The organism is Streptomyces sp. NBC_00286 (assembly GCF_036173125.1).
Lineage (GTDB): Bacteria > Actinomycetota > Actinomycetes > Streptomycetales > Streptomycetaceae > Streptomyces.
In genome coordinates this window covers 2,411,109-2,425,897 of record NZ_CP108054.1, presented here as the reverse complement: position 1 = coordinate 2,425,897, position 14,789 = coordinate 2,411,109, and the positions used below count along the sequence as shown (strand labels likewise).

Sequence of the window (14,789 nt, the reverse complement as noted above, 5' to 3'; positions counted from 1 at the left end):
AGGAGCGCGGGATGTTGTCAGTCGTGGTGCCCTGCTTCAACGAGGAGCAGGTGCTCGAGGCGTTCAACGACGAACTCCACGCGCGGCTCGGCGAACTCGGGGAGCCGTACGAGGTGGTGTTCGTCGACGACGGGTCCACCGACGGCACCCTGTCCCTGCTGCGCGCCTTCGCCTTCCGTGACCCTCGCGTCCGCTACCTGTCCCTGTCGCGGAACTTCGGCAAGGAGGCCGGACTGCTCGCCGGTCTGCGCGAGGCCACCGGGGATCACATCGCCCTCATGGACGCCGACCTCCAGCACCCGCCCGCCCTGCTCGGCAAGATGCTCGACCTGCGGCGCGAAGGCTTCGACCAGGTCGTAGCCCGCCGCTCCCGCAACCACGACGGCCGGCTGCGGACCCTGCTGAGCCGCGGCTACTACCGGCTCCTCAACCACTGGGCCGACGTCGAACTCGTCGACGGCGCCGGGGACTTCCGCCTCCTCTCGCGCCGCGCCGTGGACGCGCTCGTGGAGCTGGGCGAGCGCAACCGCTTCTCCAAGGGCCTGTTCTCCTGGATCGGCTTCAGCGCCGTCTTCTTCGACTACCAGGACACCCCACGCGCCGGAGGCAACAGCAAATGGAGCTACCCCAAGCTCCTCAACTACGCGGTGGACGGCCTGGTCTCCTTCAACAGCCGCCCCCTGCGACTGGCCCTGCACCTCGGGCTCCTGCTCTCCGGACTGGCCCTCACCTACGCCGCCTGGACGGTCGGCGCCGTGCTCATCGGCGGTGTCACCGCACCCGGGTACGTCACCCTGCTCGTCGCGATCACCGGCTTCGGCGGTATGCAGATGGTGCTGCTCGGCCTGATCGGCGAGTACATCGGCCGGGTCTACTACGAGTGCAAGCAGCGCCCGCACTACCTGGTGAGCGAGCGCCAGCCCGCGGACGCCGGCCGTTCGCCCGCACTGCGGACCCGCTCCTCGTGAAGGGTCAGCTCCTGCGGTTCGCGCTGGTCGGGGCCGTCAACACCGGGACGTACTACGCCCTTTACCGGCTGCTGTGCCTGTGGACGCCCTACCTGGTCGGGCACGTCCTGGCGACCCTGCTGAGCATGATCGGCTCCTTCTTCATGAACGTCCGCTTCACCTACCGCACGAATCCGAGCTGGCAGAAGTTCGTGCTGTTCCCGCTGACGAACGCCGCGAACCTCCTGCTGACCACGGTCGGGGTGTACGTGCTGGTCTCCGGCCTCGGCATGGACGCGCGGATCGCCCCGCTGATCGCCGCCGTCGGCGCGATCCCCGTCACTTTCCTGATCGCCCGCCGCATCCTGGTGCCCGCATGAAGACCCGCGCCGCCGGACCCGGTCTGGCCGCGGCGATCGCCATGGCCGCCTTCGTCCTCTCGGGTGCGATGCGCGGCACGTATCCCTTCGGGGACCGCTCGCGTGCCCTCAACGACCTCGGCAACCAGTTCGTGCCCTTCCACGCCCACCTGTGGGACCTGCTGCACGGCACCGCGTCCGGCGACCTCTTCTTCAACTGGAACAGCGCCTTCGGAGTGCCGTACTGGGCGGACTTCGTCAGCTTCCTCGGCAACCCCTTCTCGCTGCTCGTCGCGGCCTTCCCGCGCCGCCAGGTCGACCTGGGCGTGTACGTGGGGGAGTGCCTGAGCATCGGGCTCGGCGCGGCCGTCATGACGCTGTGGCTGCGACGGCTGCAGCCCGGCTGCTGGTGGCAGCCGGGCCTGCTCGGTGCCGCGTACGGGCTGTCGGGCTGGACGCTCAACGACGGCGCGTTCGACCCGATGTGGCTGTGGGGCCTGACGGCGTTCCCGCTGATGCTGCTGGCGCTCGACCGGTGTACGCGCGAGCGCGGCTGGCTGTGGGCCGCGCCGATGGTGGGTGTGGCCTGGGCGGGGAACTTCTACACCGGGTTGATGGCCGCCGTGGGGACCGTCGTGGTCGGTGCCGTGCTGCTGGCCACGCGCGAGTGGGGCCGGACGGGTCTGCTGCGGTTCCTCGGCCGTACGGGCCTCACCTTCGCGCTCGGTACGTTGCTCGCCGCGCCCGTGATCTGGCCCGCGTACCTGGCCGCCGCGGGCGCCCAGCCGATTCCCGCGCTGCCCTACAGCCGTCCGCCGGCATTGGAGTATCTGCTCCAACTGCTGCCCGCACAGCGGGGGTTCGGCAGTCTGCCCCGGTTCTTCGTGGGCATGCTCGCGCTGCTGCTGGTGCTCGTCTTCCCGCTGAGCCGGCATATCCCCGTGCGTACGCGAGTGGCGTGGTGCGTGGCGCTGCTCGCCGTCGTCGCCTCCTTCTGCTCGCTGCCCACGGTCCGGCTCTGGTACGGACTCTCGCTGCCCAACGGTAGTCCGTACCGTGCGACGTTCGTGCTCTCCGGCCTGCTGGTCTCGGTCGCGTGGCTGTGCCTCGCTCACCGGCCACGGCTCGGGCCACTGCTCGCCGCGGGTGCGGCCGTCTGCGTCCTCGCCGCCGCGTCCGTGCGCAACGAGAACGGCGTGAGTCATCTGACCTGGCTCGTGGTCCTCGGCTCGGGAGGGCTCACTCTCGGGCTCTTGCTGCTGCTCGTGCGCAAGCGCGGTGGTCGGCTGGTCGCCGCCGCCCTCGCTGTGCTCGTACTCGCCGAGTCCGCGGCCAGCGGTGTGGCCGTCGACCAACAGCGCCACAAGCTGGCCTTCTACACCCCCAAGCCCACCTGGGGCGCCCGGCACGACGCGGTACGCGAGGCCGTCACCCGGGTCGCCGACTGGCCCGCTCATCGCACCGACACCGGCCCGCCCGAGATCGTCAACAACGACCCTCAGCTGCTGGGCAGCGAGGGCCCGGCCTACTACAGCAGCTACGTGCCGAAGCAGACCGCCCGCCTGCTGCGACGCCTCGGCTACTCCTGGACCATGTACGGCCGCCATCTGATCCCCCAGGACAACCCGGTCGCCGACGCGGTCTTCTCCGTCGGCGCCCGCATCCGGCACAGCGACGGCCCGGGACCGGTACGCGTCGAACGCTTCCCCGCGCCACCGCTGGTGACCGTCCACCCACGCCGGGCACCTCAACTGCCACCCGGTTCCTCGTCGTTCGCCCACCAGCAGGCGGCACTGGGACACCAGGTGTACGAGCAGCCGCGGATCTCCTTCGCCGGTGCGCACGGCTCGGAGTCGCGGCGCGCGACAGGCCCGTACCGGCTGACCGCCGCGGGAGCCCCGTACCGGATCACCGCCCGATGCCGCCCCGGCAGCCGCCTGTACGTCGACGGCTCCTGGACCGACGCGATGCTCGCGGGGCCCGGCGGCAGATCCGTACGCCTGTGGGGTGAGCGCCCCGAGAAGGCGGTGGCCACCAAGCCGCTCGGCACTGTCCCGGCGGACGGCCGCGTCACGGTCACCATCGCTACGGTCTTCCGGGACACCGAACTTCCGCGCTCACCCCTGGCCTGCCTGGATCCGGCCGCACTCCGGCAGGCGGTCACGGACCTGCGAGCCCGGGGCGCCACGCACGTCACGGCGGGCGGCCACAGTGTGCGCGCCACACTCCCGGCCGGTTCCACGGGCACGGCCGTCATCGCCACCGCGCGCGTGCCGGGCTGGCGCTGCGCGGTCGACGACGGCCCGATGCGCGTCGCGCGGAGCCGTCTGGGCCTGCTCGCGGTCCCACTGCCGAAGAACGCTGCCTCCGAGCACCAACTCCATTGCTCCTTCCGCCCACCCGGCCTGCGCGCGGCGTCGGCAGCGAGCGCGGGAGCGGTGGTGCTGTTGCTGGGCCTGACCGCGTTTCTTCGTCGCAGGGCGCGGAGGGAACCCGATCTCAGCAGGTCCGGCGGTAAGGCAGTCCGGGAAGGAAGCGCTGCCACTCCTCTCGGGTGAGGTTCTGGTCGAGGGTGGCGCAGAGTTGCGTTGTCACCCGGCGTGGGGCGGTGGTCCAGAGGCGGGCCGTGTGGTCGTCGGCCGCGGTGGCGAGGGTGCGGCCGTCGGGGCTGAACGCGGCATCCGTCACCCAGCCCCGGTGCCCGCGGGCTGTCGTGCCGGAACAGCGGGATGCGCGCGGGATCCCACAGGACGACCCGCCCGCTCTCGTCGCCCGGTGCCGCGCGGGGTGGAAGGCGAGCCCGTACACATTGCTGGTGTGCCCGGTGACCCCGTACGAACTCGCCGCCACGCTCTGCCTTTTGTCCACTCTCTGAACGGGCCTGACAGACAATTCACAGATTCACAAGGGTCGTTGACACCCGTTCAGCGGGTGACCAGCAGGCCCCGGCTGCGCAGCACCCAGTTACTCGGCTACTCGGCGCCGAGACCGGCGTCGTCGATCTCGTCCTTGACCTCGGCCTTGAGGACCTTGTTCAGCGGGGCGAGGTCGTAGATGCCCTTCAGATCGGGCTTCTCCAGCAGGCCGGCCTTCACCGCGTGCTCCGCCTCGGTGTTGAGGGTGGCGGCCAGCGGGTCGTCGAGGAAGGTGATGGACTTCCAGGCCGGGTCGATGACCTCGGCGGGCAGGGCCTTGCCGGACTCCTCCTTCAGTGCCTCGTTGGCGGCGGCCTTCGCCTTCTCCGGGTTGGCGTTGATCCAGGCGTTGGTCTTCACCGAGCCGCGCAGCACGGCCTCGACGACGTCCGGGTGCTCCTTGAGGAACTTCTGCGACACGATGATGTTCGTGATCACGAACTTCTTGTCCGGCCACAGATCGGCCTCGTCCAGCAGTACCTTGCCGCCCTCGGCGACCAGCTTGGACGCGGTCGGCTCCGGCACCCAGGCGCCGTCGATGGAGCCGGACTTGTAGGCGTCCGGGGTGATCTTGTTGTCCGTGCGGACCACGGACACGTCGCCTCCGCCGCTCTGCGGGTCGACCTTCCAGCCCTTCTCCGCGATCCAGTTGAGGAACGCGACGTCCTGGGTGTTGCCGAGCTGCGGCGTGGCGATCTTCTTGCCCTTGACGTCGTCCAGGGACTTGATCTTGTCCGGGTTGACGACGAGCTTCACGCCACCGGAGGCGGAACCGCTGATGATGCGCAGGCTCTTGCCGTTCGACTTGGTGTAGCCGTTGATGGCGGGGGAGGGGCCGATCCAGCCGATGTCGATGGACCCGGCGTTCAGCGCCTCGATCTCGGATGGGCCGGCGTTGAAGGTCGACGGCTTGATCTTGGTGCCGCCGAGCTCCTTCTGGAGCAGGCCCCCCTGGACGCCGACCAGGGCGGTGGCGTGGGTGAGGTTGGGGAAGTAGCCGATCTTCACCTCGTCGAGGCCGTCGATCTTCTTGGCGTTCGCCGCGACCTCGGTCTGCTTGTCGTCGTCAGCGGAATCGGCGCCGTAGCCGCAGGCGGTGAGCAGAAGAGGCAGCGCGGCGATGACGGCGATGGTGCGCAGGGCGGTGAGCGGTCTTGCGGCAGACACGGAGGTGTCCTCTCAGGGAATGGGCGATCAGGGAGGTACGAAAACGCCAGGCGTACTGATGTGCCGGCATGCACCAGCACTCCACTCCTCGGCCTCGGCGGCACGCATGCCGTCGCGGGCTGAGAAGCGGAACGTGGGGGGAGTGGTCCGCGGACGCTGTCCGATCCGGAGGCGGAGGCGGAGGCGGAGGCGGAGCGGGCGGGGAGGCAGTCCTGGTTCGGGCAGAGTCAGGTTCTGCGCGTCAGACGGGCCGACAGATGGCACTGGACGTACGGCCGAGGTCGATGTGACGGCGCGAGGTCAGGAGGGGCAGCGACCTGCCTGTGCGGTCGAGCGTTCGCATGGTCACCCCCGCATTTCCCTAGTTTTCCTACCTGGTTGCTAGGGATCGTGCCGGAAGAAGGCGCCCACCCCAAGGGGGTGTTCGTATGGTGGACGATGCCATCCCGCATCATGAGATCGGTTGTGGGTGGCCCAGCGTGTCCGGGGTTCGCCCAGGAGTCCGGGTGCTGATCAGCACGGCTATGTCGGCGGGCAGTTGGGCCGATGCGACGTCGCCAAGCCGCCGGGGAGGGGCACGTGTCCCTCCCCGGCGGCTGCTGGGCTCAGGCCGAGGCGGGCGTGTAGTGGGCGGCTTCGTGCGGTCTTACCAACTCCTCGCAGAGGAATGGCAACGCCGATAGCCGGTCGCGGGCTTCGATGACCGGGGGAGCGGGAGACGCGGTCCTCCTGGGGGAGTGACCCCGCCGCCCCGTCAGCTGACGGGGCGGCGGGGTCACTCCCCCAGTTGTCCGTGCGCCATGGTCAGTCGTTCGTGCGGTCCGCCGTGACCTTGCCGGAGTTGGGGTTCACGCGCCAGTCGCTGCCGGTGCCGTCGGCGGCGGTGGTGTCGACCTCCCAGGCCTGGTCCTTGCTCTCCTCGTCGAGGCCGACGGAGGTCACCGTGCCCTTGGCGGCGGCGGCCTCGGCGGCCTCCGCGGCGGTTACGGAGCTGCCCTTCAGGGCGGCGCGGATCTGCGCGGTCTCGGCGGCGTCGTCGCCGTCTTCGTCCTTCTCGGTGTGCGAGCCGAGGACCTTGCCCTTGGCGGGGTCGATCTGGATGCTGTGCCAGGCGCCGCCCTTGGTCAGCACATCGACGTCCCACACGTGGGCCGTGCCCTCGTCGTCCAGGTCGGCCGAGACCGCCGTACCCTTCGTGTGCTTCAGCGCCGCCTTGATCGCGTCGGCGGCGGTGATCTGCCCGGCCTTCGCGTCGGCGGCGTTCTCGGCCTTGTCCTCGGCGTCCTCGTCCTTGTCGCGGGCGGCCTGGTCGTCGGCCCCGTCCTGGGCCTTGTCGTCAGTGTTATTGGCGTCGCCGCGGTCGTTGTCGTCGTTCGACACCGACACGGTCTTCTTCGCCGGCGCCTCGTCGTCAGCCGTGACCGCGATGGCGGTCGCGGTGCCGCCGCCGATCAGGGCGACGGCCGAGATGGTGGCGATCACGACGTTGCGCTTCATGGGATTCCTCCGGGATACGGCTGGTCATCTGCTGGTCGTCTGCTTTCGACGGGAACCAATCTGGCCGACCGATGCTGAAGCGAACCTGAAGCGCCCTGAAGGCCGCTTCAGGTTCGGTTTGCCAAGCTGCACGTATGCACGCACCCGACCCGCGCCCATCGCGATCCAGAGTGGAGGCCCGCCCGTGAAGCGCCGACTCGCCTCCGTGAGGGCCCGCGCCACCCTCGCCGCGACGCTCGTCGTCGCCATAGCCCTGGTCGCCGCGGGCACCGCCGTACTGATGTCGCTGCGGTTCAGCCTCACCGACAAGGCGGATGCCGAGGCCGACTCCGTGGCCCGCAACGCCGCCTCGGCGCTGGCGAACGGATTCGCGTACGACGAGCTGAATCTGCCGGACGGCGACGAGAACCCCGTAGAGGTCCTGGACCGGAACGAGAAGCCCGTCGCGGTCGGCGAGGACGTCGAGGCCATGAACGTGACCGCCGCCGCCTCGGACCGGCTGAACTCCGAGGCCAACGACGACGCCGACGACAAGGCGGAGGGCGATCGCGAGGCGGAGGACGGCGGCACTCTCTCCGCCGGGGAGATCACCGACGAGACCTGGTACGGAGAGGGCACAGCGACCGTCGAGGGCACGACCGCGGACTACCGGTTCGCCGCGGTCGACGTGATCACGCCGGGAGGCGTCATGCTCACCGTCTACGCGGGCGCCCCGCTCTCCACCGAGGAAGAGGCCGTCGACACCGCGCTGACGACGATGCTCATAGGGCTGCCTCTGCTGCTGTTGACGGTCGGGGGCGTGACGTACGTCGTCACCAGGCGGGCGCTGCGCCCCGTCGAGGGCATCCGCGCCGAGATGGCCGCCATCACGGCCTCCGAGGACCTGTCACGGCGCGTCCCCGAGCCGGACACCCACGACGAGATCGCCCGCCTGGCCCGCACGACGAACGAGACCCTCGCCGCCCTGGAGACCTCGGTCGAGGGGCAGCGCGCGTTCGTCGCCGATGCCTCGCACGAGCTGCGGAGCCCCATCGCGTCCCTGCGCACCCAGCTCGAAGTGGGCGCCGCACACCCGGAGTTGCTGGACCTGGACGGGGCCGTCGAGGACACCGTACGACTGCAGAGCCTCGCCGCCGACCTGTTGCTGCTCGCCCGCCTGGACGCGGGGGAGCGGCCCGCGCCGGACGCGCGCTTCGACCTCGCAAAGGCCGTGGCGGAGGAGGTGTCCTCCCGAGAATCCCGGGACGGAGTGACCCTCGACAGCGTCAAGTCCGCGGAGGTACGCGGCTCCCGCAACCAGATCTGCCGTGTCCTCGGCAACCTCCTGGACAACGCCCGCCGCCACGCCCGCGACCGCGTCGCCGTCACCCTGCGCACCGACGCCGGCCAGGCGGTCCTCCAGGTCGCCGACGACGGCTCGGGCGTCCCCCTCGCCGACCGCGACCGCATCTTCGAACGCTTCGTCCGCCTCGACGAATCCCGAGCCCGAGACGACGGCGGCGCCGGCCTGGGCCTCGCCATCGCCAAGGACATCGCCACCCGCCACGGAGGCACCCTGACCGTCACCGACGCCCCAGGCGGAGGCGCATTGTTCGAACTGAGGCTGCCGCTCACCGGCCGGGCGGCTCACCAGAACGACTGACGACTGAGCCGTACTCAGATGTCCCCTCAGTTTTCCTCTCAGATATCCCGGAAGATCTCGATCTGCGCCCCCACCGTGTTGAGCCGCTCCGCCAGGTCCTCGTACCCCCGGTTGATGACGTACACGTTCCGCAGTACCGACGTGCCCTCGGCCGCCATCATTGCCAGCAGGACGACCACGGCGGGGCGCAGCGCGGGTGGGCACATCATCTCGGCGGCGCGCCAGCGGGTCGGGCCCTCTACCAACACCCGGTGGGGGTCGAGGAGTTGGAGACGCCCGCCCAGACGGTTCAGATCCGTCAGGTAGATCGCGCGGTTGTCGTAGACCCAGTCGTGGATGAGGGTCTTGCCTTGTGCGGAGGCCGCGATGGCTGCGAAGAAGGGGACATTGTCGATGTTCAGGCCCGGGAACGGCATCGGGTGGATCTTGTCGATCGGTGCCTCCAGCTTGGAGGGGCGGACCAGCAGGTCGACCAGTCGCGTACGGCCGTTGTCCGCGAAGTACTCCGGCGTACGGTCGTGATCGAGGCTCATCTCCTCCAGGACCGCCAGCTCGATCTCCAGGAACTCGATCGGCACTCGACGTACCGTCAGTTCCGACTCGGTGACGACGGCGGCGGCCAGCAGGCTCATCGCCTCGACCGGGTCCTCCGAGGGCGAGTAGTCCACGTCCACGTCGATGTTCGGCACGCCGTGCACGGTCAGAGTCGTCGTGCCGATGCCTTCTACCCGTACGCCCAAGGCCTCCAGGAAGAAGCACAGGTCCTGGACCATGTAGTTGGAGGAGGCGTTGCGGATGACGGTCACGCCGTCGTGGCGTGCGGCGGCGAGCAGCGCGTTCTCGGTCACTGTGTCGCCGCGCTCGGTCAGCACGATCGGCCGGCCGGGGGTGACGGACCGGTCCACCTGCGCGTGGTAAAGCCCCTCGGTGGCGGTGATCTCCAGACCGAAGCGGCGCAGCGCGATCATGTGCGGCTCGATCGTCCTGGTGCCGAGGTCGCAACCGCCCGCGTACGGCAACTTGAACTGGTCCATACGGTGCAACAGCGGGCCGAGGAACATGATGATCGAGCGCGTACGGCGGGCCGCCTCCGCGTCGATGGTGCCCAGGTCCAGATCCGCCGGGGGCACGATCTCCAGGTCCACCCCGTCGTTGATCCACCGGGTGCGTACGCCGATGGAGCCGAGCACCTCGAGAAGGCGGTACACCTCCTCGATGCGGGCCACCCGGCGCAGCACCGTGCGCCCCTTGTTCAGGAGGCTCGCGCACAGCAGCGCCACGCACGCGTTCTTACTGGTCTTCACGTCGATGGAGCCGGAGAGCCGACGGCCGCCGACCACTCGTAGATGCATCGGACCCGCGTACCCCAGCGAGACGATCTCACTGTCCAGGGCCTCACCGATGCGGGCGATCATCTCAAGACTGATGTTTTGGTTCCCCCGCTCGATGCGGTTCACGGCGCTCTGACTGGTGCTGAGCGCTACGGCCAGCTGTGTCTGTGTCCAGCCACGGTGCTGACGGGCGTCACGGATGAGCTTGCCGATGCGTACGAGGTAGTCGTCTGCCATGCCGGAAGGCTATCTCGGATATGAGATGCCACCTTCCCGGGGGGTCCATTCGGGTGACGGGCCCTCAGGCCCCGCCACGAAGACGCCTGGTGAGGGCGGCACCGCGACGACGACGCCGGGTCTCTGCGCGTGTCCTGCGCCACCCGAAGGGCCCGGGCAGATCGAACGACGTGGTCCGCCGCCCGGTGCTGCTGCGCGTGTGCCGAGGCCCGTGCCGCCCGCCCGTGGTGATGGACCAGGAACGCCGGTTGATGTTCAACCGCACTCCCGGCAGGATCCGGAAACTCTTACGGAACGTGAGGGGCATGACTGCCTCCTTTCCTCCCCGGATGGGTACCCGGGAGTCTCATCCCCGGATGGGTACCCGGGATCGGGGACGACACGCCGCACCGCACGGCCACCGGCTGCTTGCGGAGGTACGGTGCGGCCCCGCGCCCCTTCGACGAAGGGGCGCGGGGCCGTGGCTACGGGAGTCTCACTGCCCGGCCGTCATCCCAAATCCCAAGCGGACCCCGGCCCTCTCCGGCAATTCCAGACGCTCGCCCCGGAACCGCTTCCGCAGCGCGCGATCATGCGTGACCAGAGCGATCGCGCCCGGGTAGCCGGCCAGCGCCGCCTCCAGTTCCTCGACGAGCGCCGGGGACAGGTGGTTGGTCGGCTCGTCGAGCAGCAGGAGGTCCGCGGGTTCCGAGACCAGCCGTGCCAGGTCCACGCGGCGGAGCTGACCGTACGACAACTCGCCGATACGCAGCCGGAGTTCCGCCGGGCGGAAGAGGCCGAGGGCCAGCAGCGCGTCCGCGTGCTCGTCGGCGGAGCCTACGCGGCCCAGTGCGAAGGCCTCCGCCACCGTCAGGTCCGGCGGCCACGGCGTCTCGTCCTGGCGAAGATGGCCCACCCGGCCCGGTACCTCCACCGAGCCTTCGTCGGGCCGCAATTCACCCGCGAGCAGCTTCAGCAGCGTGGTCTTGCCCGCGCCGTTGGGGCCGGTGACCAGCAGCCGGCCGGAGTGGCCGAGGGTGAGGGAGTTCAGGCGGAGGCGGTCTCCTACGCGTACGTCCGACACCTGGACGGAGGGGAGTTCCGCCGCTGACGCATCCGCGCCATCCCCGGCCGTACCGACCTGCGCGGTGAACGTCAGCGGCTCCGGTGGCGGAGCCACCGGGTTCGCCGTCAGCCGGTCAACCCGCTCGCGGGCGTTGCGGATCCGGGCCATCACGCCGTGCGCCCGGCCACGGGCCCGGAAGCCGCCGTGGCCGAAGTTGGCCAGCGGCGCCTTGCGTGGGATGCCGTCGAGGCGGACCGCATGGCCGACTGCCAGCCGCTCGTTGCGGGCCAGCTCGGCCCGCCAGTCCTCGTACTCCTGGAGTCGGCTGCGGCGTTCCGCAGCCTTGGCGGTGCGGTAGCCGGCGTAGCCGTCTCCGTACCGGGTGACCTTTCCCGCCTCGGCCTCCAGGATCGTGGAGGTCAGGCGTTCCAGAAAGACGCGGTCGTGGGTGACCGCGAGCACCGTGCCGCGGTGGGCACGCAGTTGCTCCTCCAGCCAGTGAACGGCCTGGTCGTCCAGGTCGTTCGTCGGCTCGTCCAGGAGCAGCAGCTCCGGGCGGCCGGCGAGGACGGCGGCCAGGGCCAGCCGGGAGCGCTCGCCGCCGGAGAGGGTGCCGAGTCGTCGGTCGCGGGGGAGGGCGGGCAGGCCGAGATGGTGCAGGGCGAGGTCGACGCGGTGGTCGGCGTCGTAGCCGCCGCGCGCCTCGTAACGCTCGACGAGAGCGGCGTACGCGGCGAGTGCCGACGGGTCCGCGCCGTCGCCGAGCGCCTGCTCGGCCCGGCGCAGCTTCGCCTCCAGTGCGCGCAGGTCCGCGAGGGCCAGGTCGACGGCGTCCTGGACGGTGGCGGTCGGCGGCAGGGGGATGGTCTGCGGCAGGTAGCCGATGCCGCCGGCGGCGGTCACGGTCAACTCGCCGCTGTCCGGGCGTTCTTGGCCCGCGATGAGCTTGAGGAGGGTGGACTTGCCGGAGCCGTTGTCGCCGATGAGCCCGGCCTTCTCACCCGGCTTGAGGGTGAAGGAGACCTGGTCGAGGACGGTGCGGCCGGGGTAGCGCTTGGTGACGTGGTGAAGGGTGAGTTGTGAGCCGCGCATGAGCGGTTCCCTCCTGGCCGCGGGCTGCGGCCCGGGCCGGATCGGGTGGATGAGAGGGCACGACGGGGCGCGGCGACGGCGGAGCGGTGCTCTACGCCATCGGCGCCGGCTTTCTCACAGGGAACCCATGCGGAGGACCGTACGGCATGGCGGACGATTTGGCAAGACGATACGTCTCGTCGCGCAAGTGGGTGCGCGCAGGGCCGGGCGCATCGCGACCCGACTCGGCCCGGCTCCGCCCCCGACCATGGGGGCATACGGACTGTCGACCCGGGCCATCTCGTAGAGGCGGGTTCACCTGCACTGTTGGACAGGCGCTGTCAGGGCTCGCAGAACTCGGTCTCGACGGCCGCGTCCTCCAGTCGCTGCTCGCCCCAGTCGCCGTTGCGGTTCATGGTCATGACGCGACGGCCGTCCGCCGAGGCGAGCGTCCGGGTCGCGGAGCCGGGGATCATGCCGCCGTGGCCCCAAGCCCAGCAGCCCTCCTTGAGCTTGAAGTGCCGTATGCCGAGGCCGTAGCGGTCCTGTGGACCACCGTGTCCCTTGTCCCCGTCGACGTGGACCGCGTCTTGCAGCTGTCGCTGTTGGGCGGGCGGCAGCAGCTCACCGGCCAGCAGCTTGGACAGGAAGGTGTTCACGTCTCCGACGGTCGAGATCATCTGCCCGGCGGAGAAGGCGACGGTGGGGCTGAACTCGGTGACGTCGCGCACCTTCGCCTCCGGCCCGTCCTCGAACAGCGTGGAGTAGTGCCGCGCGTGCGGTGCGGGCAGTCGGGGCGAGGTGCCCGGCACACTCGTGCCGCGCAGGCCGAGCGGCCGGATGACGAGACGCTCGACCGCCCGCGCGTAGGTGCCGCCGGTGGCCTTCTCGATGACCATGCCGGCGAGGATGTAGTTGGTGTCGGAATAGTCCCACCTGCCTGGCCTGCCGGGCTTGCTGCCTTGCTCCGGCTGGAAGTTGGGCGGGTGGGCGAGCGCGATGTCCACCAGCTCTTCCGGGGACCACCTGGTGTGGCGGTTCCGGTCGAACTCGTCCCCCGCGTACAGGGCGCGGAAGCCCTCGTCCATGTTGTAGTCGAAGATGCCGCTCGTGTGGTTGAGCAGGTGCCGCACGGTGATGCTCCCGGGCCGGTAGCCCTTGCCGCGCACCACTCCGGGCAGCCATTCCTCCACGCTGTCGTCCAGCGAAATCCTGCCCTCGGCTTCGAGCCCGAGCAGCACCGTGGCAGTGAAGGTCTTGGTCACGCTGGCGATACGGAACTTCTCGCCGGTGCTCCTCGGCCGCTCGGTGACGAGGTCACGGACGCCGGCCCGGCCATCCCACACACCGCGCGCGTCTCGTACCCGGGCGATGACGCCTGGGGTGCCCTGCGCGACGATCTCGTTCAGTACGGCCTGGGTCTTGGCGTGCGCGGCCTGGGCGCTCGAGGGTAATCGGGGCGGAGCATCGTGGGGTGGCACAGCCGGTGCGCCGGTGGTGGCGGCGATCGTTCCCAAGGCGACGGCTGCGACGGCAAGGGCGACGGAGAGTCCACGAGAGGACCGTTGACGGCTCATGAGAACAGCTCACCAGGCGCCCCATCCCCACACCATCGGGAATGTCCTGGAAAGGGATCGGGGACCCCACCTAGGGACCCCTAGCGGGCCTAGGGGTTTGCCGCCCGCCCGAGGGTCGCGAACCTCCCGCTGAGACGAGACAAAGGTGTCCTGTCTCAGGGGCCGTGGCCCTGGAAGCGGGCGGTGACCTGGGGTTGGACAGATGTGGTGAGACACCGGTCTTCTGGTTGTCTCACCACTGCCGGCCATTGCGGGCGGGCATGGAAAATCTCACCTGTGTGGCCAGCTAGTGCTGCTGCCAGACCAGGGTGTAGCGCCAGAACAGCCGACGGCGTAGCCGTGCACCGGGCAGTACTCGGCGGGCGTCCCGAACGATGTCGGGGAAGCCCATGGTCGCCGGTCGGGTCGGTGCGGTCATTGAGGCCGGCCGCGGGGCCTTGCGGCCCTTGTTCTTGATCCAGGCCATGGCGACGTTCGACGGAATGGCAGCAGCGCCGAGTAGATGATCGCCGAGAGACTGTGCGTAGGCGAGGCCAACGACGACCAGGGTTCCGCCGGGCGCCAAGTGCTGACGGAAGTGGCTGAGAGCGTCGCTGAAAGGCAGATGGTGGATGGTGGCGACGCAGGTGATGACGTCGTAGGAGCCAGACGGTATGTCGATGAGCGCATCGCCGACGGTGAAGGTCACGGGGGCATCCGGAGCAGTGAGCTCCCGCGCGCGAGCGACGATTGTCGGGTCGGCGTCGATTCCTTGCACTGTTCTGGCACGTGTGGCCAAGAGCCTGGCCAGGTCACCGCTGCCGGATCCGACGTCCAGGGCGCTGTCAAAGCGCCTGGGCAGCTGCCGCAGAAGCCACTGGTGGTAGTGGGCGTTGTGGTCCCAGGGGTGGTCGGCATGGAACTGTTCAAGTGCGTGAAGGACCCGGGGCGCCAGTGTCGTCATGGCGTGAGTCCATCACGTCATCGGGCGACACCACCGTCGAAGAACGCCTTCTCCAGCC

Annotated in this window: 13 protein-coding genes; 4 read left to right on the top strand and 9 right to left on the bottom strand. The window is 69.9% G+C overall.

Annotation, left to right across the window (positions count from 1 at the left end; translation table 11 throughout):
• The first annotated feature begins 11 nt into the window (after positions 1 to 11).
• The 3 genes from OHT21_RS10935 to OHT21_RS10925 are packed head-to-tail and all read left to right on the top strand — an operon-like array spanning position 12 to position 3,864.
• Positions 12 to 968 (top strand): glycosyltransferase family 2 protein, encoded by a 957-nt coding sequence (locus tag OHT21_RS10935; RefSeq protein ID WP_328768076.1) that lies wholly within the window; start codon positions 12 to 14, stop codon positions 966 to 968.
• A complete protein-coding gene (locus OHT21_RS10930; protein WP_328768075.1) occupies positions 965 to 1,327 on the top strand; it encodes a GtrA family protein in 363 nt (120 codons plus the stop codon). Before OHT21_RS10935 ends, OHT21_RS10930 begins: the two co-directional genes overlap by 4 nt.
• Positions 1,324 to 3,864, top strand: a complete 2,541-nt coding sequence (locus OHT21_RS10925) for a YfhO family protein (RefSeq protein WP_328768074.1) — start codon at positions 1,324 to 1,326, stop codon at positions 3,862 to 3,864. The genes OHT21_RS10930 and OHT21_RS10925 overlap by 4 nt, the downstream gene beginning before the upstream one ends.
• Here the strand turns inward: OHT21_RS10925 and OHT21_RS10920 are convergent.
• The 4 genes from OHT21_RS10920 to OHT21_RS10905 all read right to left on the bottom strand — a co-directional run bounded on the left by OHT21_RS10920 (position 3,806) and on the right by OHT21_RS10905 (position 6,885).
• Positions 3,806 to 4,174, bottom strand: coding sequence for a WD40 repeat domain-containing protein (locus OHT21_RS10920; RefSeq protein ID WP_328768073.1), 369 nt, complete (start codon positions 4,172 to 4,174; stop codon positions 3,806 to 3,808). The two genes, OHT21_RS10925 and OHT21_RS10920, sit on opposite strands and share 59 nt — an antisense overlap.
• Positions 4,175 to 4,278: 104 nt before the next feature.
• Positions 4,279 to 5,388, bottom strand: coding sequence for an ABC transporter substrate-binding protein (locus OHT21_RS10915; RefSeq protein WP_328768072.1), 1,110 nt, complete (start codon positions 5,386 to 5,388; stop codon positions 4,279 to 4,281).
• 241 nt (positions 5,389 to 5,629) lie between these two features.
• The gene (locus OHT21_RS10910) at positions 5,630 to 5,731 is read right to left on the bottom strand and encodes a putative leader peptide (protein WP_328774041.1); all 102 of its coding nucleotides are present in this window, start codon (positions 5,729 to 5,731) and stop codon (positions 5,630 to 5,632) included.
• A gap of 461 nt (positions 5,732 to 6,192) precedes the next feature.
• Complete coding sequence (locus tag OHT21_RS10905; protein WP_328768071.1) at positions 6,193 to 6,885, bottom strand: PepSY domain-containing protein; 693 nt, start codon at positions 6,883 to 6,885, stop codon at positions 6,193 to 6,195.
• Between the two features lie 184 nt (positions 6,886 to 7,069).
• Between OHT21_RS10905 and OHT21_RS10900 the strand changes: the two genes are divergently transcribed.
• Positions 7,070 to 8,527, top strand: coding sequence for a sensor histidine kinase (locus OHT21_RS10900; protein WP_328768070.1), 1,458 nt, complete (start codon positions 7,070 to 7,072; stop codon positions 8,525 to 8,527).
• A 38-nt stretch (positions 8,528 to 8,565) separates the two neighbouring features.
• On the opposite strand, the gene OHT21_RS10895 is transcribed toward OHT21_RS10900, so the two are convergent.
• From OHT21_RS10895 to OHT21_RS10875, 5 genes are all read right to left on the bottom strand, one after another.
• On the bottom strand, positions 8,566 to 10,095 hold the full coding sequence (locus OHT21_RS10895; RefSeq protein ID WP_328768069.1) for a UDP-N-acetylglucosamine 1-carboxyvinyltransferase: 1,530 nt from the start codon (positions 10,093 to 10,095) through the stop codon (positions 8,566 to 8,568).
• A gap of 64 nt (positions 10,096 to 10,159) precedes the next feature.
• Positions 10,160 to 10,402, bottom strand: a complete 243-nt coding sequence (locus OHT21_RS10890; protein WP_328768068.1) for a DUF4236 domain-containing protein — start codon at positions 10,400 to 10,402, stop codon at positions 10,160 to 10,162.
• 168 nt (positions 10,403 to 10,570) lie between these two features.
• Positions 10,571 to 12,232 carry a TlrC/CarA/OleB/SrmB family ABC-F type ribosomal protection protein gene (locus tag OHT21_RS10885; protein WP_328768067.1) on the bottom strand — a complete coding sequence of 554 codons (1,662 nt, stop codon included), beginning with the start codon at positions 12,230 to 12,232 and terminating at the stop codon, positions 10,571 to 10,573.
• Between the two features lie 320 nt (positions 12,233 to 12,552).
• On the bottom strand, positions 12,553 to 13,788 hold the full coding sequence (locus tag OHT21_RS10880; protein ID WP_328768065.1) for a serine hydrolase domain-containing protein: 1,236 nt from the start codon (positions 13,786 to 13,788) through the stop codon (positions 12,553 to 12,555).
• A gap of 286 nt (positions 13,789 to 14,074) precedes the next feature.
• The gene (locus tag OHT21_RS10875; RefSeq protein ID WP_328768063.1) at positions 14,075 to 14,731 is read right to left on the bottom strand and encodes a class I SAM-dependent methyltransferase; all 657 of its coding nucleotides are present in this window, start codon (positions 14,729 to 14,731) and stop codon (positions 14,075 to 14,077) included.
• Positions 14,732 to 14,789: the final 58 nt, after the last annotated feature.